Source organism: Streptomyces zinciresistens K42 (genome assembly GCF_000225525.1).
Taxonomy (GTDB): domain Bacteria; phylum Actinomycetota; class Actinomycetes; order Streptomycetales; family Streptomycetaceae; genus Streptomyces; species Streptomyces zinciresistens.
In genome coordinates this window covers 1-25,697 of the sequence record NZ_AGBF01000089.1, presented here as the reverse complement: position 1 = coordinate 25,697, position 25,697 = coordinate 1, and the positions used below count along the sequence as shown (strand labels likewise).

Sequence of the window (25,697 nt, the reverse complement as noted above, 5' to 3'; positions counted from 1 at the left end):
CTGGCGACGGCGGCGAGGGCGCCAAGTACTGGCTGCATGTGTTCACCGAGCTGAAGAACCGCGGCCTGGACGACGTGCTGATGCTGGTCTGCGACGGGCTCAAGGGCCTGCCCGAGGCCGTGGAGACCGTCTGGCCCCGCACGATTGTCCAGACGTGCGTGGTTCACCTGCTGCGCAACTCGTTCCGTTACGCGGCCCGCCAGGACTGGGACAAGGTCGCCAAGGCGCTCAAGCCCGTCTACACCGCCCCCAGCGAGGACGCGGCGGCGGAATGGTTCGGGGAGTTCCAGGAAGCCTGGGGCCGGAAGTATCCGGCGATCATCAAGCTGTGGGAGAACGCCTGGGCCGAGTTCGTCCCCTTCCTCTCCTTCGACGTCGAGATCCGCAAGGTCATCTGCAGCACGAACGCGATCGAGAGCGTCAATGCCCGCATCCGCAGGGCCGTCCGGGCTCGCGGTCACTTCCCCAACGAGGCCGCCGCGTTGAAGTGCATCTACATGGCCCTGATGAGCCTGGACCCGACCGGCAAGGGCCGCAAGAGGTGGACCATGCGCTGGAAGGCGCCCCTGAACGCCTTCCAGATCGCTTTCGAAGGCCGCCTGACCCCGAACAACAACTGACACCTCAACAACCAAGATCAGCCGTTAAGTTGACACACCCGCAACGGGACCCCTGACCTTGATCGACTTTCTTCGCCGATCGTTGATCTACCAGGTGGTCCCGTTGCGCTGTCCAGCAGGGCTTGACGTACAGCTCAGCGGCCAAACGCAACGGTGTTGCACCGAACGTTTTACAGTCCCGCTTCGGGAGAACAGGGCCGCGTAGACGGTCATCCAGTGCGGGTTCAGCCGGTAGTAGACGACCTCGCGGTTCCAGTCGAAGGCGTCGTCGTCGCCGTAGAAGTCCTTCAAGTAGGCGAGGAGTTCCTGCCAGTCGGCCGTGGTCTCGGCGTCCTCGGGGTTCAGCTCCTCCACCGTGCCGTGGGTGAACACGCCGAGGTCCTCGCCGTGCATGTGCGCGACGCTGGCGGCCGGACGGGCCGCGAGATGACGGGCCTTGGCGGCGTTGTGCGCCGTGCCGAAGTGCCACCGGCCGTGCAGGAAGTGCCCGTCGGCGCCGCTGATCCGCGGTTCGCCCTTTGCGGTCACCGTGGAGAGGGCGAGCGTGCACATGCCGGTGAGGACCCCGGTGAGCTGCGCCGCCGTGATGGTGCGGCCCTCGACGATCGAGCGGAGGTGTGCGGTCGAGCCGGAGAGGGAGGAGTCGAGGAGGGACTGGAGCTTGTTGAGTTCTTCTGGGGTTTCGCGCATATGTCCAGCGTCGGCCGTAAACCCGACACCCTCTGTCGTCATTGATGAAGCAGCGGTGAGGTTGCTCCGCGCGGGTTGCGCTCGGTGCCCTCGTGCTGTTCTGGATCCTCATCCCGGAGAGCGAGCGAGGGAAGGGGCTCGGCACCCACGTCATGGAGCACATCATCGCGGTGGCAGATCTACGTGGTGTACCCATGAAGCTCAGCCCAAGCGACACCTTCGGCGGGGACCTGGACCGGCTGCACGCCTTCTACCGACGCCTCGGCTTCGTCACCAACACCCAGCGCGGTGAGATCGGCGCCCCCAGAGAGAGCATGGTCCGCGCACCACGTGTGGGTCTGGGGCGTTGATGTCAACGAACCAAGATCATCCCGTGGCGGCTTTTGGGCTCATCTTGGCTGGCCCCCCGTACGACTGCCAGCGCCGCCAACCCGAGCCTCCTCGCCTTCGACCCGACTGCGAATCGGTTCGGACGAGATGAGAACGCTTCAAGAATCCCGAAGTTACGTCACAAGCCGGAAGAACACACGAAGGCGGAAGACCCCCGGCCACGGGCCCAGGGGGCCAGCAGAGCTCAGGGGAACTCGCGGGATGTCGCACAATACAAAGACACGTACCGCGTTTCCTGTATCTGTTGGCGTGTGCGGGGGTTCGGCCGCACGCTTCGGGGCAGACGGGGAGCACCTGAGGGAGAGGCGGACATGCTGGAGCTCGCGTCCTTTGCGCACCCCCCTGCCGGCGGGGCGGCCGGCCGGGCGGGCCGGCCCGGCGAGCCCCCGGCAGACCCGCCGCGTCCGCTGGTCCTCGTGGTGCAGCCCCACGGTCACCGGATCGGCTTCGCCGTACGCGGCGAACTCGACGTCGACACCGGCGAACAGCTCCGCAGGGCCCTGGGCGAGGCCGTCAACCGCGCGGTGAGCGGCGTCGATCTGGATCTGCGAGGCGTCTCCTTCTGCGACTGCGCCGCCCTGAACGTCCTGCTGGCCCTGCGCCAACAGGCCCTGGGACAGGGCAAGTCGCTCTCCCTGCGCGGCAGCGCCTGCGTGGAGCGGCTGCTCGCCCTCACCGGCACCCGCGCGATGTTCGCCCGGCGGGGGATGCCTGCGCGGTGACGGCCGGGAGGCCGCCGGGGCGGTCTGAGAAAACTCTGTGAATCCGTGCGGCGTCTGAACACCGGGCGCCCCGCCTCCGTATGAAGCCAGGGGATTTTCATGCCCTTGACCGACCACGAGGCGTAGGAGTACTTCCTTGGGACGCAGCACGCGAAGACGCCCCACGGGCGCACGGCGCGCGACTTTCGCAGCGGTCGCGCTGATGTTGGGCGGTGGCGGCCTCGTCGCTGCCAATGTCTATGCCTCGGCCACCGAGGAGGGCGGACCGCAGTCCACCCGGACGCTGTCGACCCCGGCCGGCACGATCGACTGCCCGGACGTCGGCACCAGGCTGACCGACGTGCCGGCCGGGGCGAAGGAGGACGTCGCCAAGGAACTCGCCCTCATGGACCAGCAGATCGCCGACGCCTACCAGCGCCTGATGAAGGCGGCGCCGGCCATCCAGCAGGACGCGGGCTTCGCCGACAGCGCGATCATGAACCCGCTGAAGGACAAGCGCGCCGCGACGATCGAGCGCATCCTCATCGCCGTCGACCGCGAGGGGGAGCGGCCGCGGGGCCTGGACCCCCTCGCCGCCTGCACCCTGCGCGCCGCGGAGAGCGCGTCCCCCACCGCGGCCTCCGGCACACCCCGGGACGGGGGCGGTGACCAGGGCGGCGCGGGCCAGGGCGGACAGCAGCCCGGCAACGGCGGCCAGGGCGGCGGCAACGGCGGCCAGGGCGGCAACGGCCCCGTCCCCGCGGACTACGCGGACATCAGGTCCGTCCGGCCCGACGTCTCGACCCCGGCCGTGCGTTCGGGTGCCTCCCGCGGCTCCTTCGCCACCGACTGCGGAGTCAACGAGAACAGGCTGTTCAACTCGGACAACGTGATCGTGGCCCCCGGTGTCTCCAACGGCGCGCACCACTTCCACGACTACATCGGCAACCAGGCCAACAACGCCTTCGCCAGCGACGAGGACCTGGCCAAGGCCGAGACCACCTGTGTCGACAAGCGGGACAAGTCGACGTACTACTGGCCCGTGCTGCGCCTGCAGAACGGCAAGCAGGAGCAGGACGCCGCCAAGCCCGGCGGCGGCATCGAGGGCAACGTCGGTGAGATCATCACCCCCAAGGCGGTGACGCTGAACTTCGTGGGCAACCCGCGGAGCAAGGTCACCGGGATGCCGCGGCTGCTGCGCATCATCACCGGTGACGCCAAGGCGTTCGTCAACGGCCCGGCCAACGCCAACGCCTCCTGGAGCTGCACCGGGTTCGAGAACCGGCAGCTGAAGGACAAGTACCCGCTGTGCCCGCGGGGCAGCGACGTGGTGCGCACCTTCAAGTTCCAGAGCTGCTGGGACGGTCAGAACATCGACAGCGCCAACCACCGCACGCATGTGGCGTTCGCGGGCGCCGACGGCGGCTGCGCCAGCGGCTTCAAGGCCATTCCGCAGCTGGTGCAGCGGATCGTGTACGACGTCGACGCGCCGAGCCTGGACGACGGCGGCAGGACGACTCCGCTGTTCGCGGTGGACTCCTTCCCGGAGCAGCTGCACAAGCCGGTCACCGACCACGGCGACTTCATCAACGTCTTCGACGAGAAGCTGATGGGCGTGATGGTCGACTGCATCAACGGCGGCCGCACGTGCGGCGTCGGCTCCGGTGGCGCCGACGACCCGGGCCGGCCGGAGCCGACCGGGAAGCCGGGCGACACGCCCGGCACCGCGCCGCCCGGCGACAAGCCGGAGCAGGGCGGCGCAGGCGGCGGCCGGACTAAGCCCCCGGCCGCGGACGACCCGGCCACCCGGGCGCCGGAGACCGGCAAGCCGGGGACGGCCGGGCCGGAGACGGGCAAGCCCGCGACCGGCAAGCCGGGTGCCGGACAGCCGAAGGACGACAAGCCCACCATGTCGAGCACCGTGGCGCCCAAGTCCAGCGGCACTCCCGCCGCGGCGGGCGCGGGCGGCGGTGGCGGCGGCGAGGAGATCGGCACCCCGGCCCAGACCCCGGCTCCCACCGGTGACACCGACTCGCTCGACGGCGGCGCCCAGGCGCAGGCGGTGGGCGGCGGCAGCCTCGCCGAGACCGGCACCTCGCTGTGGCCGGCCGCGGGCGGCGCCGTCCTGCTGACCGGCGGCTTCCTGCTGCTGATGCGCACCCGGCGCGCCGCGGGCTGAAGGCCCGGGCGGCACAGCGGCGTCATCGGACACGGTGACGCCGCGCAGGGGCCCGGTCCGGGCGATCCGCGGGCGATCCGGTCCGGGCCCCGCACGTCCGGACGGCTGCGCGGGCACTGCCACGAGGGCGCCGCATCACGTGCCCCGCGCCCCCGGACGGGTCACGGTGTGGGGATGCCCGCGGGACGCGCGGGCCGCCCGAGGCGGACGGGCACGCCGGGGGAGTACAGGACACTGACCGCAGGGGCGCCCGGGGCGGGCAGCCCCGCCGCGGCCACCAGGTCCTCCCGGCACTCGACCAGTTCGGCGCGGTACAGCGGCCACCGAGGGTGGTGGTTGGGCAGATACGCGAGCGGCGCCGGCTCACCGAAGAACGCGTTGTGCATGCCCCACCGGGCGGTCAGGAAGTGCTCCAGCGCGGTCGGCTCCCCGATCCGCGCCCCGGTGCGCACGGTGATCCGGCAGGCGGCTCCGCGCGGGCCCGGCCAGCGGCGCGAGCTGCGGTAGGTGACGAGGTCCCCGGCCGTGCGCACGCTCATCCGCGACCACAGGTACGGCAGCCGGAAGACGGTCCGGCCCATCACGACGGGGATCAGCCGGGCCGCGTCCATCGAGCGGAACACCACCCCGCGCCGCCCGTGCGCGTCCACGGAGTACAGCCGTACGTTCGTCTCGGGGAAGCTCCCGAGATACGGCACCCCCGGCAGCCGCAGCCAGCCCACCCGGTGCATCCGGAAGGCGACGAGACCGGCGTACGTCATGCCGTCGTGGACGTCCGGGACGGTCCCCGGGGGCAGCAGTCGCGCGACCGTGTCCGGCTCCATCGCCCAGTGCACGAACGTCAGGTCGAGCCACTCCTGGGTGAGCAGCGGAAGGCGGATGCCGGCGGGCGCGTCCGGGGTCACCGGTGTCGGTTGCTGCACGACGCCAGCATGGCAGAGCGCGCGCCGGGGCCCGGGGTCAGCCGTGGCGGGCGACGACGCCGGAGAGATAGCCGCGGAGCATGGACTTGGCCTCGTCCAGGAGGGCGCGGTCGCCCTCGGCGTCCCGGCGGAACGCCTCCTGGGCGAGGGCGTCCGCGGCGAGCACCGCGGCATGGCAGGCGCGCGCGAGCGCCGCGTCGTCGCGCGCGAGGCCGAGCGCCAGCAGGATCTGCCGGACCCCGTCCGCCATCCGGAGCTTGTGCCGCCGGTCCGCCGCGCGGGTCTCTTCGGTGAGACCGCTGCCGAACCACAGGGCCCGGAAGCCGTGTTCGGCGCGGTACAGCGCGGCGTAGGTGTCGATGAGCACCCCGACGGGGTCGGCCCACCGCTCGTCGGCCGCGCCCCGCACCAGGTCGTCCATGGTGGCTTCGAGGCGGGTGAAGTACCCGGCGGCGAGGGCGTCGATGACGGCGTCGCGGTCGGGGAGGTACTGGTACAGCGAGCCGACGGACACCTCGGCCTCCGCCGCGATGCGCGTCGTGGTGAGCGCCTCGACGCCCTCCGCGACGAGGACGCGTTCCGCGGCCCTGAGCACCTGGGCCAGCCGGGCCCGGCTGCGCGCCTGACGGGGAGTGCGGCGCAGCACGGCACGCGGAACGCCGCCGGGCTCCGGGGACGGATCGCCCATGGGCGGCCTCCGAATCTGAACGTGACTTTGTTTCAGATTCAGGCTAGCGTCGCGCACATGACAGGCTCAAGCGCGGTGCCGGACCGGGAACGCGCCGCCGTGGCCGGGGCATGCCGGCGCCTGGGCGCCGAAGGGCTGCTCGTCGGCACGGCGGGCAACGTGAGCGTGCGGGCGGGGGACCGGGTCGCGATCACCGCCACCGGAGCGGTGCTCGCCCAACTCACCCCGGACCAGGTGACGGTGGTCGACCTCGACGGGACCGTGGTGGCCGGGACACTGCGGCCCACCTCCGAACTCGGCCTGCATCTGGGCGTGTACCGCCGCTACGGCGCGGGCGCGGTCGTGCACACGCACGCCCCCCTGGCGACCGCGCTGTCCTGCGTGCTCGACGAACTGCCCTGCATCCACTACCAGTTGCTCACTCTCGGCGGCGCGGTCCGGGTCGCGCCCTACGCCACCTTCGGCACCCCCGAACTGGCCGAGTCCGTCCTGAGCGCGCTGGAGGGACGCAGCGCCGCGCTGATGGCGAACCACGGTGCCCTCACCCACGCTCCGACCCTGGACGAGGCCGTCGACCACGCGCTGCTGCTGGAGTGGGCCTGCCGCCTCTACCGCGACGCCGTCGCCCTCGGCACACCCCGCGTCCTCGACGCGCGGCAGCAGCTCGACGTCATCGAGGCGGCGGCGGCCCGCGGCTACGGCACCACGCACCCCGTACCCCCCGTGCAGGAGGAGAGCCGATGAACATCGTCACGATGGGCGTGCACGTCCTGGACGTCCTGGTGCGGCCCGTGGAGGCGATACCCGAGGGCCAGGGCGCGACGCTGGTGGAGGACATCCGGATGACCGCCGCCGGGACGGCCGGCGGCACCGCCCTGACCCTCGCCAAGCTCGGCGCGACCGTGCGCAGCGCCGGCGCGATCGGCGCCGACCCGACGGGCGACCTGCTGGTCCGGCTGCTGGGCGCGGCGGGCGTCGACACCACCCACCTGGTCCGCCGCGCCGACACCCCCACCTCCGCGAGCGTCCTGCCGATCCGACCCGACGGCGACCGCCCCTCGCTGCACCTGCTGGGCGCCAACATCACCTACGGCCCCGACGACGTGCCCTGGGACGCCGTCGCCGGGGCGAGCCACCTCCACCTCGGCGGACCCGAACTGATCGGCGCGGACACCGCCGCGCGTATCCTGTCGTACGCCAAGCGGCACGGCGTGGTCACCTCGGTCGACCTGCTGGCGCCGGGCGAACTCGGCGCCTTCGAGCAGTTGGAGGCGGCCCTGCCGCACATCGACCACCTGCTCCCCAACGAGGACCAGGTCCTCGGCTTCACCGGCGAGGACGACCTGCTCGCGGGCGCCCAGAAGCTCCTGGCCGCCGGAGCCGGCCTGGTCGCCGTCACCCGCGGGGAGCGCGGCGCCCTGGTCGTCACCTCCGGGGGCGCCGAGCGGGTGCCCGCCTTCGCCGTCGACGTCGTGGACACCACCGGGTGCGGCGACGCCTTCTCCGCGGGCTTCCTGCGCGGCCTGTCCCTCGGCCGCGGGCCCCGGGATGCCGCGGTCCTCGGCTCGGCCGCGGCGGCCCTGGTCGCCCAGGGCCTCGGCAGCGATCACGGCACCTTCGACCTGGCGGCGGCGGACGCGTTCGCCGCGACGACCGGCACCCGGGAGGAGTGAACCGGGCCGCCCACCCCGCACCCGGCCGCGCGCGCCGGCCCGGGGTCCGGCGCTCACCCGGTCGAGAGGGAGACCTCCGTCGACTTGAACAGGACCGTGACGTCGGAGCCCTCCGCCAGGCCGAGTTCGGTGACGGCGTCCCTGGTGACCGCGGCCGTCAGCTCACCGCCGTCGACGGCCACCCGCACCGAGGCCATCGCGGCCCCCGCCCTGACCTGGCGGACCGTGCCGGGAAGCCGGTTGCGCAGGGACAGGCCCTCGACGGGACCCGTGGCCAGCGCGACCTCGGTGGCCTTGACCAGGGCGTGCACCGCGGTGCCCTGGTCGAGGCCCAGCTCGTCCACGGCGTCCAGCGTGACGGCGGCGGTGATGTCGCCGCCGCCCGACAGACGGACCCTGACGGTCGCCATGGCCTCGCCGCGTGTGAGGGACACGACGGTGCCGGGGATCTGGTTGCGGATGCTCAGGCTCATGGCGGACGCCTCGCAGACGGGAGGGAAATGAAGGGTGAGGAGGCCGAGCAGGACGAGGGAGGAAACGCCCTCGGGGCCTCGCGGGCCCACCGTAGCCCGGCGGCCGCCGTCCCGCCGGGCGCCGGTCAGACGCGGTCGACGTGTACGTTCGTCGACTTCACCCGGGCGGTGGCCTCCATGCCGACCTCCAGCCCCAGCTCCTCCACGGCCTCCCGCGTCAGCAGCGACACCAGCCGGTGCGGCCCGGCCTGGATCTCGACCTGCGCCGCCACGTCACCCAGCTTGATCGCGGTGACGATGCCGGGGAAGGCGTTGCGGACCGAGGTGGAGGAGGTCTCCTCCTCACCGGCCGTGCCCTTGGCGAGGGCCACCGAGAACGCGGCCAGGTCCCTGCCGTCGACGAGCCGCCGGCCGCCCTCGTCGCGGTGGGTCGCCACCTTGCCGGCGTCCGCCCACCGCCGCGCCGTGTCCGCGCTGACGCCGAGCAGCCGCGCCGCCTGGCCGATCGTGTATGACTGCATGGCGCCAAGATAGGCCAGCCGCGCGCACCTGATCACGGCCCCCCGGCGCCGATCCCGGGCGCCCCTGCCGGGGACGCGCCCGGGACGGCAGGCAGGGAACGGGACAGGGCCGGCAGGGCAGGGAACGGGACAGGGCCGGCGTGCCTTCGCGACGCCGGTCCCCGCGGCTTCCGGGTACGGACCGTCCCTCCGCCCCCGCGCTTCCCCGGCGTCCGCACGACCCCCGTGGACCCGTCGGAACCGCCGTCCGGCCGGGGGCGTCGTCCCAGGTGGCCCCGCTCCCGGCGGCCGGTCGCACACGGCGCTGCGGCCCCGGCGGCCCCCGCCGTCCGGGGCGTCCCGTCCGCTCCGGCCGGGTCCGGGACGCGTAGCCCCGCTCTGGCTGGGAACCAGCAGCGGTGGAAGCAGCACGGGTACGACGAGTCACCACGGCCTGTGACGGACGGGCCGGAGAAGGTGTGATGGCGACCGAATCGCGCGGAAGCGGAAAGCAGCAGCCCTCCGAGGGGGCACACGACTGGGAGGCCAGGTTCGACGGTGGTTTCGGCGATGTGACGAGAGCGCGCCTCAGCGCGGAGGAATTCCTGTCCGCGCTCACGCGGGCGTCTCCGCCGGCGACCCCCGAGTACCGGGACGACATCCTGCTGGTCGTGAGCGAACTCGTGGCCAACGCGATCCAGTACGCGCCGGGACCCATCGGGCTCTCGATGCGCCGGGTCTTCGACGGCGTCCATGTGACGCTGAGCGACACGAGCACCACACCGCCGGCGCCGCGTCCGTTCCATCCCGGAACGGGCAAGGGCGGCGGCATCGGCTGGTATCTGATCCACACGCTGTGCGACCAGGTCAGCGTCGTGGTGCGCGAGGACGGCAAGGACGTCCACGCGTTCCTTCCCTGGTGAGCGACGTCCCGCGGACTCCCGATGCCGGATTCCCACGGTGAGCGGCCCGCCGGCCCGTCGGGGCGGGCGGACGCTCAGACCAGGGGTACGAGCACGCTGACGGTCTTCCCGCCCTCCCGGCGGGGCTCGATCCGGATGTCGCGGGCCAGCCGGATGATCAGCGGCCATCCGTAGCCGTTGCCCTGGTGCGTCCGGGGCAGGGTGCCGGGCCCGAAGGCCGCGGAGGGCACCGCGTCGCTGTAGTCGTGCACGTCCAGCCGCACGCCCTCGGCCGGCAGGGCCACCTCGAACCCCGCCAGCCCGCCGCCGTGCCGGATGGCGTTGGTGACCAGCTCCGACACGACGAGCAGGAGGTCCGTCAGGGCCAGATCGCTCGCGGGTCCGGCGGGCGCACGCCAGTTCTCCCGCACCAGCGCGCGCACATGGCTGCGGGCCGCCGCCGCGCTGGTGACGGGGACGGAGAGGGGAAGCGCCGTCCGGCTGTCCCCGGCCGGACGGCGCTCTGCGGGCTTCACGGCTGCTCGCCCGGTGCCCGCGGGACGCCCGTCCTGATCCGGGCATCGCAGGCGTGCGGCGCGTGGACTGCGGCTCCCGTCACTTCACCCAACCTCGCACGCTGTCGTCTCCGTTCCTCGTCGTCCGTCCGGGGTCACGGAAGACCGCTTACCCGGGCGCGCCCGATTCATGGGGGAGCGCGGCGTAGTAGGCGCCGACGTCCGACAGGTACCCGGGGTCGAGGGTCTCGCTGTCCGTCTCGAAGCGCGGCGCCCCCTTGGCCTCCGCTCGGGTGCACCGGACGGTGATGACCTCGTTCTGCACGTTGACGGTCCGCACCTGCCCCGCCGGGATCAGCAGGCTCCTGCCGAAGACCCAGGCGCCCGTGTCGACGACGAGGTGCCGCTGCGGGGTGTCGTCCGCCTGGCGGTCCACATGGCCGATGATCCCGTCGGTCGCCTCGACCTTGAACCCCGTGAGCGCCCGTCCCTCCTCGTGACCGCTGTCGAGGGGGTAGGACCAGATTCTGTCCGTGCCCACATCGTTCCTTTCTTCCTGCCGTTGCCCGTACGTGTTCTGCTCCTGCATACCCGTCAGAAGGCGGCCGCGACCGTCTCCTGCGCGGGCGGCTCCTGCCGGCCGGCCACCTCCGCGCGCCGCCTCGGAGGCGCCACGGGATCGTGCGCGGCGGCGAGAAGCCGTCGTGCCGTCTCCAACGCCGGTCCCGTCTCCCGGGTTCCGGTCGACACGCACAGCGTGTACGCCAGATCCAGGGCCCGCGGGTCGCGCCCGGCGGATCCGTCCCCGGTGTGCTCCTGTGCCATGAGTGCCTCGTACTCCTCGACGAGTCCGCGCAGCATCGTCGGATGGGGCGTCAGCATGGGTGTCCGCTCCTCGGTGGGGGGTCGCAGATGGGCTGGGAGGGGTCCGCCCGCCGCGTGCGGGGCGGCGGGGCGGGTGGAAGACCGCTCGGGCGGCGGGCCGCGGGCGTCACGGGGTCCGGCGGGCACCGCCGTCCCGTCCGTGCCGCGCCGCCTGGTCCAGGGCCTCGGCCCGCACCCGCGCGCAGCAGCGGCTTATCAGCCGCGAGACGTGCATCTGGGAGATGCCGAGCTGATCGGCGATGCGGCTCTGGGTCATGTCCTCGAAGAAGCGCATGTAGAGGATCGTGCGCTCGCGTTCGGGCAGCCGCCGAAGACCCTCCTTCGCCGCCTCCCGGTCGATCACCACGTCGTACGCCTCCTCGTCGGCGCCGATCGTGTCGGCCAGGCTGAAACCGTCGTCGCTGGAGGACATCTCGGCGTCGAGGGAGAGGGTGCTGAAGCTCTCCAGCGCCTCCAGTCCCGCGTTCACCTCGTCCTCCGTCAGCCCCGCGCGCTCGGCGATCTCCGCGGCCGACGGCGTGGACCCGCCCGCGGTCTCGATGAGTTCACGCCGGGCGACCCGGACCTTGTTGCGCAGATCCTGGACCCGGCGGGGCACCCGCAGGGCCCACATCCGGTCGCGGAAGTGCCGCTTGATCTCGCCGGTGATGGTGGGCACGGCGTAGCTCTCGAAGGCGCCGCGGCCGGGCTCGTACCGGTCGATCGCCTTGACCAGGCCCAGCGCGGCGACCTGGCGCAGGTCCTCCAGCGACTCGCCCCGGTTGCGGAACCGGCTCGCGATGCGGTGGGCCATCGGCAGCCACGCGCGGGCCAGTTCGTCGCGGATCGCCTCTCGTTCGGGTCCGTCGGGCAGGCCGGTCAGGCGGGCGAAGCCGGACGCGGTGTCGGGGGCGTCGTCGTGGACGCGCCCGCCGGACACACGGGGGCGGGCAGGAATGTCGGAACCATGTGCGGGAGTCTCGACCAACATGAGGAACAGCTCCTGAAACGGCGTTCTCAGGGAATCTCCGTCTGTCGCGGTGCACGGGGCGCGGCCCCGGGGCGGTCACTGCCGCCGCACCGCTTGCGCCTCCGGTCCGAAGCACGAACTCCCGCATGCCCCACGACTTCCGGCACAAACGGACCCGGACGCAAAGGGCCCTGTCCGGCTGCGCGCAAGGGCCGGGACGAGCCGTCCACGGGCGTGCTGACGGGCCCGCGCGCCGGATCGCGGCCGTCCGCGCGGGCCGGCCGCGATCCGGCGGGTGTACTTCGCGCGAAGGCAGGTGTACTTCGCGCGAAGGGGGGAACGCGGGGGTACGACAACAGCATCCGGCGATCGGGAGGGCAGCATGGCAGCCGTGACGGTGGCGCAGGCAACGGCCACGGCACGAGGGACGGTCACGACGGGCGGCGGGGCACTGCCGCTGATCGACGAGCCGACGAGGGTACGGCCCCAGGACGCGCGGGAGCTGTCGCGCCGGTTCTTCGGCCGACTGGCCATGCTGGAAGAAGGCACGCCCGAATACCAGTACGTCCGCAACACGCTGATCGAGATGAACCTCTCGCTGGTGCGCTACGCGGCCTCGCGCTTCCGCACCCGCGGCGACTCGCTGGAGGACATCGTCCAGGTCGGCACGATCGGTCTGATCAAGGCCATCGACCGCTTCGAGATCTCGCGCGAGGTCGAGTTCACCACGTTCGCCGTCCCGTACATCGTCGGCGAGATCAAGCGCTTCTTCCGTGACACGAGCTGGGCCGTCCACGTACCGCGCCGGCTCCAGGAGGCGCGGGTCGAACTGGCCAAGGCGACCGAGGAACTGAGCTCCCGTCTGGGCCGTACGCCCACCACCCGCGAGCTGTCCGAGCTGATGTCCCTCTCGGAGGAGGACGTCATCGAGGCCCGCAAGGCCGCCAACTGCTACCAGTCCGCCTCCCTGGACGCGGCCGTCTCCGGTGACGGCGAGAACGGCGAGTCGGTCCTGGCCGACCTGCTGGGCGAGGAGGATCCCGCGCTGGAACTGGTGGAGGACTTCCACTCGCTGGCACCCCTGATCGCCGGTCTCGACGACCGCGAGCGGCGCATCATCCATCTGCGCTTCGTCGAGGAGCTGACCCAGGCGCAGATCGCCGAGCGCATCGGTGTCTCGCAGATGCACGTCTCCCGGCTCATCAGCCGCATCATCAAGCAGCTGCGGGCCGGACTGCTGGAGCCCGGCGTGGCCTGACCGTCCCCCGTGAACGTCCGCACCCGTCCCCCGCACCGGTGGGCCGGCAGCCGAGCTGCCGGCCCACCGGCGCGTCCGGATCAGGTGACGCCGGGCGGCTCGGGGGCGTGCCCGTGCGGCGCGGGCAGGGCGATCACCGCGGTGACGCGCTTGCCGCCGGAGGGCAGATCGCTGACCTGCACCGTGCGCGACAGCCGGCACACGATCGGCCAGCCGCGACCGCCGCAGCGGTAACGGCCGTCCGGGCCGAGCGGCTCCAGCGCCACCGGCCGGCGCCGCTCCCGGTCGCTGACGGACAGCCGGAGGTCGTGGCCGACCACCTCGACGTCGAAGCCGGTGACGCCGCCGCCGTGCAGCATCGCGTTCGTCGTCAGTTCCGACGCCACGAGCAGGGCGTCCGACAGGGTGTCCGGCGCGCGGGCGGTGACGCGGTCCAGCGGATGCCGCGACAGCACGCGCCGCACGGCTCCGCGTGCCTCGGCCGGACTGCGCGGGCCGGCCGCGATGCGGTGTTCCTCACTCATCCTTCCGCTCCCTGGCAAAGAGGCGGGGCGACGGAGTACCGCCGTACGTCCGCGACGGTCCCGGGCTCTCCCGGTTCCCTTCCGTTTCCCGCGCCGTGTGATGACTCTCCCTTCTCGCGTGACCGGTCGGCGCGGGACCAAACCGTTCTTCCGCCCCGTGCGCGCGAAAGCGGCCGGAAGGGTGAGCGTCCGGCACCGAGCCGCGGCACCGCCGTATGCCGGGCGGATTCGGGGGTAGACGGGGTACGCGTCGTCGGGCGGTCGGCGGAACGCGGCGGGGAGCGGCATCCCGGGGGCGCCGCCGGCCGGCCGCCCGGAACCGGTCGCGGAAGTTTTTCTGCTCCGCGACGCATCGAACGCGTCGGCCGGGGCACCCGCCCCGGTCGCCAACGCCTGTGGGAGGTACCTGTGTCCGTTGCCCATAATCCCTTGTCGATCAAGGTGGAAGTCCCCCGGGAGGACGCCGTGCTGCTCACGGTCGAGGGCGACCTGGACATGGACACGGCCACCGAGTTGCAGCACCACCTCGCCAACCAGATGCACCACGGCAGGCGGCATTTCCTCCTCGACATCGCCGGGGTCCCCTTCATGGACTCGTCCGGTATGAACATCGTCCTGCGGGCTTATCAGGAGGTGCGGGAGCTGCCGGGGGGCGTGTACGTCATCTCCCCGACGCCCGCCGTTCGGCGGATCATGGATCTGACGGGTGTCAGCATCACGGTGCCGATCGTTGCCACTGCCGAGGAGGCGCTGGCGGTCGCCGACGCCGGACCGGCCGGGCCGACCGCCTCGCCGGAGGGCTGAAGGAGACTGTTCATCACGGCAGTTCGGCCACGACAGGTCCCGCCCACGACGACAACTGTTGCCGTTTGACAACTATGGCTGTGAGGCAACAGAGTGAGCGAGTCGAACGTGGGAGGGGTGTGGACGTGCCGGTCAGCAAGGGTGGCGGTCGGTGTCGCCGGGCGGCGTGGCGTACCCGCCGCCGCCCCGGCGCCGGACCGCGAAGGGCCGCCGCGTCAGGCGCTCCGCGCGTCGGAGGTCTCGTCGTTCTCGTGGATCTCCGCGGACGCCGCGGCGCAGAACGCCTCCAGTCCTTCGAGGAGCGCGTTGCGCTTCGCGGCGGGCATCTGCTCCAGCACGGACTGCAGCGCGGCCTCGCGCCGGGCGCGCAGCTCCGCCAGGAAGGACCGCCCGCGGCGGCTCAGGTGCAGCCGCACCTCGCGCCGGCTGGAGGCGCTGGTCGCGCGCTCGACGAAGCCCACCGCCTGAAGGCGGTCGCACAGCCGGCTCGTCGACGGCGGCGTGGAGCCGAGGCTCTCCGCGAGCATGCGCAGATTGATGCCGTCGCTGTGCTCCAGGATGAACAGCACGCGGATCTGGGAGGCGGACACCGGCGCGGTGGACGCGCGGCCCCACAGGACCTCCAGCAACTCGGCGGCCTCGGAGGTCACACGCGCCACCTCGTCCGGACGCGGTTGCGAGTAGGAGGAAGTCACGCCACCACTCTTCCAGGCTTCGCGGGCACTGTCAGCCCGCCCGTTCGGGCAATACGTACAGAACACTAGATACGGACAACATGGACCGACGGGCGGCGTCCGCGAGAACGCGGGTCGAGCGCCGTCACCGTGACAAGAATGGCGTACCCAACATCGTGAACAGATTCGTGGCAGCCGAGCGGGCACTTCGCTCCGCGGCCCCGCACCGGCTGGTGGACGCGGTCAGCGAAGTGCTGTGCGACGGCTACGGCGCGCAGTCCGTCCAGCTCTACCTGGCCGACTACGGCCTGGCCACCCTCCAGCCCGTCCGCGCCGCCGCGGACCCGCCCGAGCCCCTGTCGGCGCACGGCAGCCCCGCCGGGCGGGCCTTCGGCTCGCAGCAGCCCTTCCTCGAACGGCTCCGCGACGAGCGGCAGGTGCGGCTGCACCTGCCGGTGACCGTGCGCGGCGACCGGCTCGGCGTCCTCTCCCTGACCATGCCCGGCGCGGACCAGGCCGAGGAGTGCCTGGACGAGCTGGCCGACGTGGCGCAGGTGCTCGGGCACGAGGTCGTCATCGCCGACCGCGACACCGACGTGTACCTGCGGGCCCGCCGCGCGGACCGGATGACCCTCGCCGCCGAGATGCAGTGGCAGCTGCTGCCGGGCCGCTCCTGCACCGGCCCCGAGTACTCCCTCGGCGCCCAGCTGGAGCCCGCCTACGCGATCTTCGGCGACAACTTCGACTGGTCCGCGACCGCCGACCGGCTGATGCTCTACATCACCAACGGCATGGGCGAGGGCACCGAGGCGGCCCTGCTGACCAACCTCGGCATCAACGCCCTGCGCAACGCACGCCGGGCCGGCCTGTCCATCGAGGACCAGGCGGCCCTCGCCGACCAGGCGCTCTACGCCCACTACCGCGGGGACGCCTACCTCTCCGTGCTCCTGATCGACCTCGATCTGCGCACCGGACAGCTCCGGGTCATCGACGCCGGCTCCCCGCAGATGCTGCGGCTGCGCGGCCGCACCGTCACCCCCGTCGACCTGGAGGCACAGCTCCCCCTGGGCATGTTCGAGGAGACGGACTACGTACCCCACGAGATCGAGCTGCTGCCCGGCGACCGGATCCTCTTCGTCAGCGACGGGGTCTACGCCGTCGTCGCCCCGGGCGGCGAGCGCTACGGGGAGCGCGCGCTGGCGCGCGCCATCGTCTCCACGAGCCTGCTGCCCGCCGCCGAGGTCCCCCGCGCCCTCCTGCGTGAACTCGCGGGCCACCGCGGTACGCCCGTGCCCGACGACGACGCACTCGTGGTCTGCCTGGACTGGATCGGACCGGGTGAGGCAACGTGACGCCGACCGCGACCACGCCGACCGGTGTGCCCCGTACGGTCGGGGCAGCGCACCACGGATGAGGAGGGAAACAAGTGCCGGAGCAGCAGACGGCAGATGACCGGACGGGACCCGCGCAGGAGGTCGCGCTCTTCCTGCGCGAGCGCCGCGAGCAGATCGCCCAGCGCTGGGCCGACGCGGCGGTCTTCCGCACCGTGTTCACCGTTTCCCGCGACGAGGCGGTGGAGGCGGGCCGGGCCGTGGTCGAGGCGCTGGCCGCCGTCGCAGCCACGGGCCGGGTGGAGGACTCGGAGGCCGACGGATTCACCGTCGTGCGCGAACAGCTCGCCCGCACCGTCCGGTCCCGGACCCGCGCCGGCGCCTCCACCGGGCAGATCTCGGCCGAGACGGACGCGCTGCGCCGCCCCGTCACCGAGCTCCTGCTCGACGAGCTCGCCGAGGCCCCCGCCGACCACGTGGGGGAGTGCACGACCGCCCTCGCCGTGCTGATGGGCACCCTGCGCCTGGTCATGCTGGAGACGAGCACCGTCGCCGGCGAGGAGCTGATCAACCGTCAGCGCCTGGAACTGCTGGAGATCGCCACCCCCGTGATCAAGCTGTGGGAGGGCATCGTCGCCGTCCCGCTGATCGGGACCCTCGACAGCGCCCGCAGCCAGGTCGTCATGGAGACGCTCCTGGACGCCGTCGTCGAGCAGCACGCGCGCCTCGCGATCCTCGACATCACCGGCGTGCCCACCGTCGACTCCCTGGTCGCGCAGCACCTGATGAAGACGGTGGCCGCGGCCCGGCTGATGGGCGCCGAGTGCATAGTCTCCGGCATCCGGCCCGCCATCGCGCAGACCATCGTGCACCTCGGCATCGACCTGAGCTCGGTCCTCACCCGCGCCAGCCTCGCCGACGCCCTGGCCTACGCCCTCCAGCAGCAGGGCGCCCGCATCGTGCCCCGGGCGGTCGCGGCGGCGGAGTCCCGGTGAGCGGCGCCCCCACCTCTCCGTACGAGGGCCATGTGCCCGTGCTGCGGCTCGGCGGGGTGCTGCTGGTCACCCTCCAGGGAGACCTGTACGACAGCGCGGCCGAACAGCTGCGCCAGGACATCGGCAGGACCGTCTCGGACAGCGCGGTCGGCGGGGTGGTCATCGACCTCTCCGGCGTCGAGATCGTCGACTCGTTCATGGGCCGCGTACTCAGCGACGTCGCCGCCATGACCCGGCTGCTGGCCGCGCAGACCGTGGTCTGCGGGATGCGGCCCGCGGTGGCGATCACCCTGGTGGAACTCGGCCTGACCCTGCCCGGACTGCGCACCGCGCTCAACGCCGAGGAGGCCATGAACCTGCTCGGTGCCACGGTGAGCGCCCTGCCGCGCCGCGGACGCCGGGAGAGCACGTGACCCACAGCACCGGCAGCGTCTCCGCCTGCCTGCCGATCCACTCGGACCTCGACCTGGTCCGGGCCCGGCAGCAGGTGCGGCAGATGACGGCCCAGCTCGGGTTCGGTCTGGTCGAGCAGACCAAACTCGTCACCGCCGCCAGCGAGCTGGCCCGCAACGCCCTGGTCCACGGGGGCGGCGGGCAGATGGAGTGCACCGAGGTCACCGGCGGCGGCGTACGCGGACTGCGGCTCGTCTTCAGCGACCGCGGCCCCGGCATCGCGGACCTGGACCTGGCCCTGTCCGACGGCTACACCTCCGGTGAGGGGCTCGGCATGGGTCTCGGCGGCGCCCGGCGCCTGGTCCACGAGTTCCGCGTCGACAGCCGCCGCGGCGAGGGCACCACCGTGACGGTGACGTCCTGGGCCGCCGCCCCGCCCCGCCCGCGGGAGGGACGCTGATGCCCCGCGTCTGGGAGGTGCCGGTCCACGACACCACGCGCGTGCGCGACGCCCGCCTCGCGGCCCGCGACGCCGGCCGGCACGCGGGACTGGACGAGGACCGGGTCAGCGCCGCCGAGCTCGTGGCCACCGAACTGGCCACCAACCTGCTCAAGCACGCGGGCGGCGGCCGGGTCCTCCTCGACGTCGTGGGACCCGCCGTCCCCGCCTACGACGACGAGCGCGCCCTCCAGGTGCAGATCGTGGCAGTCGACCACGGACCCGGCATCCCCGACACCGGAGCGGCCCTGCGCGACGGCTTCACCACCGCCGACTCCCTCGGCGCCGGCCTCGGCACCTGCCGCCGCACCGCCGACGACTTCTGCCTGCACAGCGTGCCCGGCCGCGGCACCGTCGTCCTGGCCCGGATCGCCGCCCACCCGGACCGCCGGGCCACCGGGCCGGCCCCGCACCCGGTCCGGGCCGGCGGCATCAACATCCCCCTCGCGGGCGGGGAGTTCTCCGGCGACGCCTGGGCGTGCGTGCGCACCGCCGACCGCGTCACCCTGATGCTCGCCGACGGCCTCGGCCACGGCCCGGCGGCGGCCGACGCCTCCACCGCCGCGACCCGGGCCCTGCGCCAGGCGCCCCAGCTCCCGCCGGCCGACCTCCTGCGCCGGCTGCACGACGCCCTGCGGCACACCCGCGGCGCGGCCGTGGCCGTCGCCCAGCTCGACTTCACCACCGGCCGGCTGTCCTTCGCGGGCGTCGGCAACGCCGGGGCCCGGCTGCGCCGCGGCGACGACTGGCAGGGACTCGTCTCGCGCCCCGGCATCGTCGGCGCCCACCTGCCCGCCCACCTCCCGCACCACCAGGAGCAGTGGACCCCGGACTGCCTGCTGGTCCTGCACAGCGACGGCCTGCCCAGCCGCTGGAGCCCCGGCCCGGCCGCCCACGCCGCCTCGTCCCTGGATCCCGCCGTGATCGCCGCGTCGATCGTGCGGGACACCAGCAGCCCCGCCCGGCCGGTACGCGACGACACCGCCGTCGCCGTGCTGAGCCCCTGCCCCACGGACCGCTCCCGATGACCCGAACCTGGACCGTCCGCACCCTCACCGACGCCGCGCGGGCCCGCATCGCCACGGCACGGCTGGCCGCCGCGTGCGGAGTGAGCACCGTCGAGCGCACCCGCCTGGTGAGCGCGCTCACCGCACAGCTGCGCCAGTGCCTCACCAAAGGAGGCGAGTGGCGTGTCGACGCCACGGCGAGACCGGCGCCCGGCGGCGGAGTCCTGCGCGTCGAGGTCGGGCCCGCCACCCGGCGCCCCGAGGACCGGCAGCCGCCCTGGCACGCCGCCGTCTCCTGCGCCGAGAACCCCGCCGCCCCCTGCGGCGGCCCCGACGGCCCCGGCGGCGCCGACGACGACCCGGCCGCCCTCGCCGAGGCCCTGTTCGGCGCCGACGACGACGCCTCCCAACTGCTGGAGCGCCTCGACGAGCAGGAGTCCCTCGTCGCCTTCCACCGCGAGGAACTGCACCAGACCAACCAGGGCGTGCTCGCCCTGCACGCCGAACTGGACGCCGCGGGCCGCGCCCAGCTCGCACTCTTCGACGCCGAGCAGAAGGCCCGCAAGGAGGCCGAGAACGCCCGCGGCCGGCTCACCTTCCTCGCCGACGCCAGCGCCGCGCTGACCGCCTCCCTCAACCACGAGGCCATCGTCCGGCTGCTGCCCGCCCTGCTCGTGCCGCGCTACGCCCGCGGCCTGGACATCTGGCTGTTCGACGGCGCCGACGAGGTCCGCGGCGAGGGCCCGCACCCGGCCGCCGCCGTCCTCGCCGCCCGCAGCGGGCGCCCCCAGTACGCCGCCGACCACCCCGGCGGCCTGCCCGGCGTCGACGACCACCCGCCCTCGGCCCTCGACCCCGCGCTGCCCCTGCTGTGCGTGCCGCTGCTGACCCGCCGCTCACCCCAGGGCGTGCTCACCCTGTCGGCGCCGCCCGGCGGCTGGAGCGCCGACGACGTCGTCATGCTGATCGAACTGACCCGGCGTGCCAGCATCGCCCTGGAGAACGCCCGCCGCTTCGAGCACAACCGGGACATCGCCGAGACCCTCCAGCGCGCCCTGCTCACCGACCTGCCCACCGCCCCCGGCCTCGCCCTGGCCGCCCGCTACCTCCCGGCCACCCGCGGACTCAACATCGGCGGCGACTGGTACGACGCCTTCCGCCAGCCCGACGGCAGCATGATCACCGTCGTCGGCGACGTCACCGGCCACGGACTGCACGCCGCGGTGATGATGAGCCAGCTGCGCACCGCGCTGCGCGCCTACGCCGTCGACGGCAGCAGCCCCGGCCGGCTCCTGACCCGGCTTCACCTCTTCCTGCACCGGCTGCGCCTGGACCTGTACGCCACCGCGGTCATCGCCCGCATCCACCCCGGCGAGGCCACCCTCACCTGGGCCGCGGCCGGCCACCCGCCGCCCGTCCTGCGCGGCCCCGACGGCACCGTGCGCATCCTCGACGACAAACCCGGGGCGATGCTGGGCATCCCCCTCAAGCAGGAGATCGAGGACCACACGGCCGCGATCCGGCCCGGGTCCACCCTCGCGCTCTACACCGACGGGCTCGTCGAACGCCGCTCCCACGGCATAGACCCCGGCATCGAGCGGCTCGCCGGGGCGCTGGGCGCCTTCGGGCGGACCGAGCTCGAACAGGACCTCCAGGCGTCGGCGGACCGGCTCCTGCACCCCCTGCTGCACGACTCCGAACACGACGACGACGTCTGCCTGCTGCTCTGCCACGTCGACGCCGGCGCCCCCGGCCGCGGACCGGCAAGGACCTGAACGGCGCCGCGCCGCCCAGGACGTCAGCGATCGCCCGCGGCGCTGTCCCCCAGGTCCGGCCGGTCGGGCAGCAGATCCCCGTGCACCGCGCGCAGCACCTGCTCCAGCCGGGTCCGCCGCGCGGGCGTCACCCCGGCGAAGGCCGTGGCCAGCCGCAGCGACAGCAACTCGTTGACGTCACCCAGGATCCGGTGCCCCTGGGCCGTGACCTCCAGCCGCACCTCGCGCCGGTCCCCGGCCTCCCGCACCCGCCGCCGCAGCAGTCCGGCGGACTCCAGCCGGTCGCACAGCCGGCTCGCGGTGGGCAGGCCGACCCGCAGATGCTGCGCCAGCGCACTGACGTTGACCGCGGGCCCGCGCCGCACGGCGCCCAGCGCACGGATCTGACGGGGCGGCAGACGCGGACGTATGTCTTCGACGGCGGAGAACCACAGCGTCACCAACTCCTCCACCGCTTCTACGACCTCCTGTCCGACGACACCGGAGGGGATCCCGTGATCCATTTCGCGGGGCATGGTCCGCCACCTTCGAACACAGCGGTTCACCGCCCGCCTCGGCGCCCGCGCGGCCGTGCAGCGGCACCCTCGGGCACCGCACCGGCGGTCGCGACTGCTGGCTGGGCTTCATCAGTGCAAAGGGCCTACCCGGAGCGACGCCGGCTACACGGCCCCCGACACCACCAAAACCCTCCTACGGCTCGATGAGTCCGACGCGGATGGCGTAGCGGGTGAGTTCGAGCCGGTCGCGCAGGCCCAGCTTCTGCAGCAGGTTGGCGCGGTGGCGCTCCACCGTCTTGACGCTGATCACCAGGAGCCGGGCGATCTCCTTGGAGGAGTGGCCCTCCGCGACGAGCTTCAGGATCTCCTCCTCCCGCTCGGTGATCGGGCGCCGGGGCAGCCGGTCGCCCGAGCGAAGCCGGTCGAGATAGGTCCGGATCAGGGCCGACTCGGCGCCGGGATAGATGAACGGCTCGTCGCGCAGCGCCGACCGGCAGGCTTCCACCAGGTCGCGGTCGGCGACCGACTTCGGGACGTAGCCGGAGGCCCCGGCCTTCAACGCCTCGAAGAAATACTGCTCGTTGTCGTACATCGTCAGCATCAGCGTGCGCAGTCCCGGCCGGACGCGCGTCAGTTCACGGGCCGCCTGCAGACCGGTCTGCCGGGGCATGGCGATGTCGAGGATCGCCAGGTCGACGCCGTCGCCGAGGGCGCGGGCCCGCTCGATGGCCTCCGCGCCGTCGGCCGCCTCCGCCACCACGGTCAGATCCGGTTCGGCGTCCAGGATCAGCCGGACGCCCCGGCGGACCAGGGCGTGGTCGTCGGCGAGCAGGATACGGGCCGGTGCGGTCATCGGGCGTTCTCCTGACGAGGGTGGCCGGCGGTGGCGCCGGTCACGAGCAGACGTATCTCGGTCCCGCCGCGCGGACCCGGTCCGACGGCGAGGTCGGCCCCGACGAGCAGCGCGCGCTCACGCATCCCGCTGAGGCCGGCGCCCTCCGGCGCGCCCCCGATGCCCCGGCCGTCGTCGCGGACCAGCAGGGCCACCCCGCCCCCCGGCGCCGGCTCCAGCCGGACCTCGACCCGGCTCGCGCCGGCGTGGCGCGCGGTGTTGGTGAGCCCCTCCTGCGCGATGCGGTACAGGACGAGTTCGGTCGCCGGGTCCAGCGCCGGCAGACCGGGCGTGACGCGGGTGGTGGCGCTGAGCGTGGAGGTCGCGAACTCGTTCGCCAGGGCGCGCAGCGCGCTGTGCAGCCCCAGCTCCTCCAGCACCCCCGGCCGCAGCCGCCGCGCGATGCGCCGGATCTCGTCCAGCCCGGCCCGCGTGGTCTCCTGCGCCTGGCGCAGATCGTCCCGCACGGAGCGGGGCGCGCGGTCCGCCGCGTGCTTGAGCTGGAGCAGGACCGCCGTCAGCGTCTGCCCCACCTCGTCGTGCAGCTCCTGCGCCAGCCGGTGCCGCTCGGCCTCCTGCGCCGACAGCGCCCGCCCGGAACTGGTCGCCCGCTCGGCCTCCAGCCGGGCGATCATCGCGTTGAACGTCTTGGTCAGCTCCGCGATCTCGCGCGGGCCCGTGACGGCCGTGCGGCCGCCCGGCCGCAGCAGGTCGGCCGTCGCCATCGCCCGGGTCAGCCGGGCCAGCGGGGCCAGCCCGATCCGCAGCAGCGCCGCGTTCGCGGTCAGCATCACCGCGAGGCCGGCGAGCAGGACCAGCGCCTCCCCGAAGAGCACCGGCGTCGACACGGTGACCGGGCCCAGGAGCAGCAGGACGGCGACGAGGAGGACCGCCGCGTTGAGAAGGAAGATCCTCCAGTACAGGGTCATGATCGCCTTCCCTTCGCGGTGATGCTCACCTCCACTGTCTCCCGACGGCGCCGATACGCCCTCATCAGGGCCGCGGCCCGGGGCGGAGCCCACTGCCCCGCACCACTCTGACCGCCGCGGGGCCTCCGCGTCCATCCGTGCTGACACCCATATCGCCGTCCCCGTCCCACCTGGCACGATGAACACCGCCGCGGCGGGTCACCGGGCTGATCCGCCGTGCGCCGCACCACCGTCGCAACGAACAAGGAGGGAGGGGTTGTGCCTGCTCCGCGGATGAGCACCACACCCTTGCCGGGTATCGGTGTCCAGTACGACCTCACCACAAGGGAACACCGGCACCTCTCGGTGATCGCGCACAGGGACGGCACCCGCACGGTGAACGTCTACCGGGCCGACGACCCGGACGCGTGCGCGCAGTCGCTGCATCTGACCGAGCCGGAGACGGCCTCGCTGATCGACGCGCTGACGCCCGCCCACCACAGCCCCAACCTGCTGTCCACCACCGATCTGGGCCTGGTGGCGGAGCGCATCGAGCTGGCCGCCGCCTCCCACTGGAACGGGCGCGTGGTCGGGGAGACCAGGATGCGCACCGAGACCGGCGCCTCGCTGGTAGCCGTACTGCGCCGGGCGCAGGCCATCCCGTCGCCGACCCCCGACTTCCGGCTGGCCGGCGGCGACATCCTGATCGTGATCGGCACCCGCGAGGGTGTGGAGGCGGCCGCCGAGATACTCGGCCGGGAGTGAGCGATGGAGTCCGCAGTGTTCCTCATCGAGTTCGGCGCGATCATCCTGGGCCTCGGCCTGCTCGGGCGCCTGGCCGGCCGCTTCCAGTTCTCGCCCATCCCGCTCTATCTGCTCGCCGGCCTCGCCTTCGGCCAGGGCGGACTGCTGCCCCTCGGCACCAGCGAGGAGTTCGTCGCCATCGGCGCCGAGATCGGCGTCATCCTCCTGCTGCTCATGCTGGGCCTGGAGTACACCGCCAGCGATCTCGTCTCCAACCTCAAGACGCAGTACCCGGCGGGTCTCCTCGACGCCGTGCTCAACGCGCTCCCGGGCGCCCTGATGGCCCTGCTGCTGGGCTGGGGGCCGGTCGCCGCCGTCGTCCTGGCCGGCGTCACCTGGATATCCTCCTCCGGTGTCATCGCCAAGGTCCTCGGCGACCTCGGCCGGCTCGGCAACCGCGAGACACCGGTCATCCTGAGCATCCTGGTCCTCGAAGACCTCTCCATGGCCGTCTACCTGCCGATCCTCACGGCGCTGCTGGCCGGCGCCGGACTGGCGGCCGGCAGCGTCACCCTGGCCATCGCGCTCGGCGTGGCCGGACTGGTCCTCCTGCTGGCCCTGCGCTACGGGCGGCACATCTCGCGGTTCGTCTCCAGCGACGACCCGGAGAAGCTGCTCCTGGTGGTGCTCGGCCTGACCCTGCTGGTCGCGGGCATCGCGCAGCAGCTCCAGGTCTCCGCCGCCGTCGGCGCGTTCCTGGTCGGCATCGCGCTGTCCGGGGAGGTCGCCGAAGGCGCGCACAACCTGCTGGCCCCCCTGCGCGACCTGTTCGCGGCCGTCTTCTTCGTCTTCTTCGGCCTGCACACCGACCCGGCGAGCATCCCGCCCGTCCTGCTGCCGGCCCTCGCGCTGGCGGTGGTCACCGCGGCGACGAAGATCATCACGGGCTACTGGGCCGCCAAACGGGCCGGGGTGGGCACCAAGGGCCGCTGGCGCGCGGGCGGCACGCTCGTCGCCCGCGGTGAGTTCTCCATCGTCATCGCGGGGCTCGCCGTCACGGCCGGCATCGAACCCTCGCTCGGCCCCCTGGCCACGGCGTACGTGCTGATCCTGGTCGTCCTCGGCCCGCTCACCGCCCGCTACACCGAGCCGGTGGCCGCCTGGGCGGCCCGCCGCCGCGGTACGCCCCCGCCGCCGCCCGCCCCGGAGCCGGTGCCGGAGGAGTCCGCCGCGGCGGTCCGGGGCAACGCACCCGGCGGCTCCGGCTGAGCCCCGGCGGGCCGCGGACCCCGCGGCCCGTCCCCGGCC

31 protein-coding genes are annotated in these 25,697 nt (G+C 73.3%); 17 read left to right on the top strand and 14 right to left on the bottom strand.

Going from position 1 to position 25,697, the window contains the following annotated elements; genetic code table 11:
* Positions 1-620: IS256 family transposase (locus tag SZN_RS22170; RefSeq protein ID WP_007498792.1), on the top strand; the 620-nt coding region annotated here is incomplete at its 5' end.
* Positions 621-707: 87 nt separating this feature from the next.
* Here the strand turns inward: SZN_RS22170 and SZN_RS22165 are convergent.
* Positions 708-1,310, bottom strand: a complete 603-nt coding sequence (locus tag SZN_RS22165; protein ID WP_007498790.1) for a pyridoxamine 5'-phosphate oxidase family protein — start codon at positions 1,308-1,310, stop codon at positions 708-710.
* 92 nt (positions 1,311-1,402) lie between these two features.
* Between SZN_RS22165 and SZN_RS22160 the strand changes: the two genes are divergently transcribed.
* From SZN_RS22160 to SZN_RS22150, 3 genes are all read left to right on the top strand, one after another.
* Positions 1,403-1,660 (top strand): GNAT family N-acetyltransferase, encoded by a 258-nt coding sequence (locus SZN_RS22160; RefSeq protein ID WP_007498789.1) that lies wholly within the window; start codon positions 1,403-1,405, stop codon positions 1,658-1,660.
* A gap of 351 nt (positions 1,661-2,011) precedes the next feature.
* Complete coding sequence (locus SZN_RS22155) at positions 2,012-2,422, top strand: STAS domain-containing protein (RefSeq protein ID WP_007498786.1); 411 nt, start codon at positions 2,012-2,014, stop codon at positions 2,420-2,422.
* A gap of 202 nt (positions 2,423-2,624) precedes the next feature.
* Entirely contained in the window at positions 2,625-4,580 is a 1,956-nt protein-coding gene (locus SZN_RS22150; RefSeq protein ID WP_007498784.1) for a DUF1996 domain-containing protein, read from the top strand.
* 161 nt (positions 4,581-4,741) lie between these two features.
* Here SZN_RS22150 and SZN_RS22145 read toward each other — a convergent pair whose 3' ends face one another.
* Positions 4,742-5,503 carry a YqjF family protein gene (locus SZN_RS22145; RefSeq protein WP_043732366.1) on the bottom strand — a complete coding sequence of 254 codons (762 nt, stop codon included), beginning with the start codon at positions 5,501-5,503 and terminating at the stop codon, positions 4,742-4,744.
* 37 nt (positions 5,504-5,540) lie between these two features.
* Complete coding sequence (locus SZN_RS22140; RefSeq protein WP_007498779.1) at positions 5,541-6,191, bottom strand: TetR/AcrR family transcriptional regulator; 651 nt, start codon at positions 6,189-6,191, stop codon at positions 5,541-5,543.
* Positions 6,192-6,248: 57 nt separating this feature from the next.
* On the opposite strand from SZN_RS22140, the gene SZN_RS22135 reads away from it, so the two are divergent.
* Together SZN_RS22135 and SZN_RS22130 are read left to right on the top strand one after the other, a co-directional pair.
* The gene (locus SZN_RS22135) at positions 6,249-6,935 is read left to right on the top strand and encodes a class II aldolase/adducin family protein (RefSeq protein WP_043732362.1); all 687 of its coding nucleotides are present in this window, start codon (positions 6,249-6,251) and stop codon (positions 6,933-6,935) included.
* The gene (locus SZN_RS22130; RefSeq protein WP_007498776.1) at positions 6,932-7,864 is read left to right on the top strand and encodes a carbohydrate kinase family protein; all 933 of its coding nucleotides are present in this window, start codon (positions 6,932-6,934) and stop codon (positions 7,862-7,864) included. The genes SZN_RS22135 and SZN_RS22130 overlap by 4 nt, the downstream gene beginning before the upstream one ends.
* A gap of 53 nt (positions 7,865-7,917) precedes the next feature.
* Here the strand turns inward: SZN_RS22130 and SZN_RS22125 are convergent, their stop codons facing one another.
* Positions 7,918-8,337, bottom strand: a complete 420-nt coding sequence (locus SZN_RS22125; protein WP_007498775.1) for a TOBE domain-containing protein — start codon at positions 8,335-8,337, stop codon at positions 7,918-7,920.
* A 125-nt stretch (positions 8,338-8,462) separates the two neighbouring features.
* A complete protein-coding gene (locus SZN_RS22120) occupies positions 8,463-8,858 on the bottom strand; it encodes a TOBE domain-containing protein (protein WP_007498773.1) in 396 nt (131 codons plus the stop codon).
* A 461-nt stretch (positions 8,859-9,319) separates the two neighbouring features.
* Here SZN_RS22120 and SZN_RS22115 point away from each other — a divergent pair, with 461 nt between their 5' ends.
* Positions 9,320-9,760 carry an ATP-binding protein gene (locus tag SZN_RS22115; RefSeq protein ID WP_007498771.1) on the top strand — a complete coding sequence of 147 codons (441 nt, stop codon included), beginning with the start codon at positions 9,320-9,322 and terminating at the stop codon, positions 9,758-9,760.
* A 74-nt stretch (positions 9,761-9,834) separates the two neighbouring features.
* Here the strand turns inward: SZN_RS22115 and SZN_RS22110 are convergent, their stop codons facing one another.
* The 4 genes from SZN_RS22110 to SZN_RS22095 all read right to left on the bottom strand — a co-directional run bounded on the left by SZN_RS22110 (position 9,835) and on the right by SZN_RS22095 (position 12,109).
* Positions 9,835-10,275, bottom strand: a complete 441-nt coding sequence (locus tag SZN_RS22110; RefSeq protein WP_007498769.1) for an ATP-binding protein — start codon at positions 10,273-10,275, stop codon at positions 9,835-9,837.
* 148 nt (positions 10,276-10,423) lie between these two features.
* Positions 10,424-10,795: a hypothetical protein gene (locus tag SZN_RS22105; RefSeq protein ID WP_007498767.1), complete on the bottom strand. Its 372-nt coding sequence runs from the start codon at positions 10,793-10,795 to the stop codon at positions 10,424-10,426.
* 53 nt (positions 10,796-10,848) lie between these two features.
* Positions 10,849-11,136, bottom strand: a complete 288-nt coding sequence (locus SZN_RS22100; protein WP_007498765.1) for a DUF5133 domain-containing protein — start codon at positions 11,134-11,136, stop codon at positions 10,849-10,851.
* A 109-nt stretch (positions 11,137-11,245) separates the two neighbouring features.
* A complete protein-coding gene (locus tag SZN_RS22095) occupies positions 11,246-12,109 on the bottom strand; it encodes a SigB/SigF/SigG family RNA polymerase sigma factor (protein WP_043732356.1) in 864 nt (287 codons plus the stop codon).
* A 361-nt stretch (positions 12,110-12,470) separates the two neighbouring features.
* Here SZN_RS22095 and SZN_RS22090 point away from each other — a divergent pair, with 361 nt between their 5' ends.
* Positions 12,471-13,346: an RNA polymerase sigma factor SigF gene (locus SZN_RS22090; protein ID WP_007498760.1), complete on the top strand. Its 876-nt coding sequence runs from the start codon at positions 12,471-12,473 to the stop codon at positions 13,344-13,346.
* A gap of 80 nt (positions 13,347-13,426) precedes the next feature.
* Here the strand turns inward: SZN_RS22090 and SZN_RS22085 are convergent, their stop codons facing one another.
* On the bottom strand, positions 13,427-13,870 hold the full coding sequence (locus SZN_RS22085) for an ATP-binding protein (RefSeq protein WP_007498758.1): 444 nt from the start codon (positions 13,868-13,870) through the stop codon (positions 13,427-13,429).
* A 408-nt stretch (positions 13,871-14,278) separates the two neighbouring features.
* Here SZN_RS22085 and SZN_RS22080 point away from each other — a divergent pair, with 408 nt between their 5' ends.
* Entirely contained in the window at positions 14,279-14,674 is a 396-nt protein-coding gene (locus SZN_RS22080; RefSeq protein WP_007498756.1) for an STAS domain-containing protein, read from the top strand.
* A gap of 215 nt (positions 14,675-14,889) precedes the next feature.
* Here the strand turns inward: SZN_RS22080 and SZN_RS22075 are convergent, their stop codons facing one another.
* On the bottom strand, positions 14,890-15,324 hold the full coding sequence (locus SZN_RS22075) for a MarR family winged helix-turn-helix transcriptional regulator (protein ID WP_043732372.1): 435 nt from the start codon (positions 15,322-15,324) through the stop codon (positions 14,890-14,892).
* Between the two features lie 200 nt (positions 15,325-15,524).
* Between SZN_RS22075 and SZN_RS22070 the strand changes: the two genes are divergently transcribed.
* The 6 genes from SZN_RS22070 to SZN_RS22045 all read left to right on the top strand — a co-directional run bounded on the left by SZN_RS22070 (position 15,525) and on the right by SZN_RS22045 (position 21,348).
* Positions 15,525-16,700: a PP2C family protein-serine/threonine phosphatase gene (locus tag SZN_RS22070; protein ID WP_007498752.1), complete on the top strand. Its 1,176-nt coding sequence runs from the start codon at positions 15,525-15,527 to the stop codon at positions 16,698-16,700.
* A gap of 74 nt (positions 16,701-16,774) precedes the next feature.
* On the top strand, positions 16,775-17,674 hold the full coding sequence (locus SZN_RS22065; protein ID WP_007498750.1) for an STAS domain-containing protein: 900 nt from the start codon (positions 16,775-16,777) through the stop codon (positions 17,672-17,674).
* Positions 17,671-18,087, top strand: coding sequence for an STAS domain-containing protein (locus SZN_RS22060; RefSeq protein ID WP_007498748.1), 417 nt, complete (start codon positions 17,671-17,673; stop codon positions 18,085-18,087). Before SZN_RS22065 ends, SZN_RS22060 begins: the two co-directional genes overlap by 4 nt.
* Positions 18,084-18,527: an anti-sigma regulatory factor gene (locus tag SZN_RS22055; protein WP_007498745.1), complete on the top strand. Its 444-nt coding sequence runs from the start codon at positions 18,084-18,086 to the stop codon at positions 18,525-18,527. The genes SZN_RS22060 and SZN_RS22055 overlap by 4 nt, the downstream gene beginning before the upstream one ends.
* Entirely contained in the window at positions 18,527-19,594 is a 1,068-nt protein-coding gene (locus tag SZN_RS22050) for an ATP-binding SpoIIE family protein phosphatase (protein ID WP_007498744.1), read from the top strand. Before SZN_RS22055 ends, SZN_RS22050 begins: the two co-directional genes overlap by 1 nt.
* Positions 19,591-21,348, top strand: coding sequence for a PP2C family protein-serine/threonine phosphatase (locus tag SZN_RS22045; protein ID WP_007498742.1), 1,758 nt, complete (start codon positions 19,591-19,593; stop codon positions 21,346-21,348). The genes SZN_RS22050 and SZN_RS22045 overlap by 4 nt, the downstream gene beginning before the upstream one ends.
* A gap of 23 nt (positions 21,349-21,371) precedes the next feature.
* On the opposite strand, the gene SZN_RS22040 is transcribed toward SZN_RS22045, so the two are convergent.
* The 3 genes from SZN_RS22040 to SZN_RS22030 form a co-directional block, all read right to left on the bottom strand.
* Complete coding sequence (locus tag SZN_RS22040; protein ID WP_244313405.1) at positions 21,372-21,863, bottom strand: MarR family winged helix-turn-helix transcriptional regulator; 492 nt, start codon at positions 21,861-21,863, stop codon at positions 21,372-21,374.
* A gap of 175 nt (positions 21,864-22,038) precedes the next feature.
* Positions 22,039-22,698 (bottom strand): response regulator, encoded by a 660-nt coding sequence (locus SZN_RS22035; protein ID WP_007498738.1) that lies wholly within the window; start codon positions 22,696-22,698, stop codon positions 22,039-22,041.
* Positions 22,695-23,666, bottom strand: coding sequence for a HAMP domain-containing sensor histidine kinase (locus SZN_RS22030; protein ID WP_007498737.1), 972 nt, complete (start codon positions 23,664-23,666; stop codon positions 22,695-22,697). The genes SZN_RS22035 and SZN_RS22030 overlap by 4 nt, the downstream gene beginning before the upstream one ends.
* 258 nt (positions 23,667-23,924) lie before the next feature.
* Here SZN_RS22030 and SZN_RS22025 point away from each other — a divergent pair, with 258 nt between their 5' ends.
* Together SZN_RS22025 and SZN_RS22020 are read left to right on the top strand one after the other, a co-directional pair.
* The gene (locus SZN_RS22025) at positions 23,925-24,410 is read left to right on the top strand and encodes a cation:proton antiporter regulatory subunit (RefSeq protein WP_483027201.1); all 486 of its coding nucleotides are present in this window, start codon (positions 23,925-23,927) and stop codon (positions 24,408-24,410) included.
* A 3-nt stretch (positions 24,411-24,413) separates the two neighbouring features.
* Positions 24,414-25,658 (top strand): cation:proton antiporter, encoded by a 1,245-nt coding sequence (locus tag SZN_RS22020; protein ID WP_007498734.1) that lies wholly within the window; start codon positions 24,414-24,416, stop codon positions 25,656-25,658.
* Positions 25,659-25,697 lie beyond the last annotated feature (39 nt).

Coding starts and splice junctions, on each gene's coding strand:
- SZN_RS22165 (WP_007498790.1), bottom strand. CDS start 1,310: ATGCGCGAAACCCCAGAAGAACTCAACAAGCTCCAGTCCCTCCTCGAC.
- SZN_RS22035 (WP_007498738.1), bottom strand. CDS start 22,698: ATGACCGCACCGGCCCGTATCCTGCTCGCCGACGACCACGCCCTGGTC.
- SZN_RS22100 (WP_007498765.1), bottom strand. CDS start 11,136: ATGCTGACGCCCCATCCGACGATGCTGCGCGGACTCGTCGAGGAGTAC.
- SZN_RS22120 (WP_007498773.1), bottom strand. CDS start 8,858: ATGCAGTCATACACGATCGGCCAGGCGGCGCGGCTGCTCGGCGTCAGC.
- SZN_RS22090 (WP_007498760.1), top strand. CDS start 12,471: ATGGCAGCCGTGACGGTGGCGCAGGCAACGGCCACGGCACGAGGGACG.
- SZN_RS22050 (WP_007498744.1), top strand. CDS start 18,527: ATGCCCCGCGTCTGGGAGGTGCCGGTCCACGACACCACGCGCGTGCGC.
- SZN_RS22150 (WP_007498784.1), top strand. CDS start 2,625: ATGTTGGGCGGTGGCGGCCTCGTCGCTGCCAATGTCTATGCCTCGGCC.
- SZN_RS22115 (WP_007498771.1), top strand. CDS start 9,320: ATGGCGACCGAATCGCGCGGAAGCGGAAAGCAGCAGCCCTCCGAGGGG.
- SZN_RS22040 (WP_244313405.1), bottom strand. CDS start 21,863: ATGCCCCGCGAAATGGATCACGGGATCCCCTCCGGTGTCGTCGGACAG.
- SZN_RS22095 (WP_043732356.1), bottom strand. CDS start 12,109: ATGTTGGTCGAGACTCCCGCACATGGTTCCGACATTCCTGCCCGCCCC.
- SZN_RS22020 (WP_007498734.1), top strand. CDS start 24,414: ATGGAGTCCGCAGTGTTCCTCATCGAGTTCGGCGCGATCATCCTGGGC.
- SZN_RS22085 (WP_007498758.1), bottom strand. CDS start 13,870: ATGAGTGAGGAACACCGCATCGCGGCCGGCCCGCGCAGTCCGGCCGAG.
- SZN_RS22130 (WP_007498776.1), top strand. CDS start 6,932: ATGAACATCGTCACGATGGGCGTGCACGTCCTGGACGTCCTGGTGCGG.
- SZN_RS22140 (WP_007498779.1), bottom strand. CDS start 6,191: ATGGGCGATCCGTCCCCGGAGCCCGGCGGCGTTCCGCGTGCCGTGCTG.
- SZN_RS22125 (WP_007498775.1), bottom strand. CDS start 8,337: ATGAGCCTGAGCATCCGCAACCAGATCCCCGGCACCGTCGTGTCCCTC.
- SZN_RS22135 (WP_043732362.1), top strand. CDS start 6,249: ATGACAGGCTCAAGCGCGGTGCCGGACCGGGAACGCGCCGCCGTGGCC.
- SZN_RS22045 (WP_007498742.1), top strand. CDS start 19,591: ATGACCCGAACCTGGACCGTCCGCACCCTCACCGACGCCGCGCGGGCC.
- SZN_RS22030 (WP_007498737.1), bottom strand. CDS start 23,666: ATGACCCTGTACTGGAGGATCTTCCTTCTCAACGCGGCGGTCCTCCTC.
- SZN_RS22155 (WP_007498786.1), top strand. CDS start 2,012: ATGCTGGAGCTCGCGTCCTTTGCGCACCCCCCTGCCGGCGGGGCGGCC.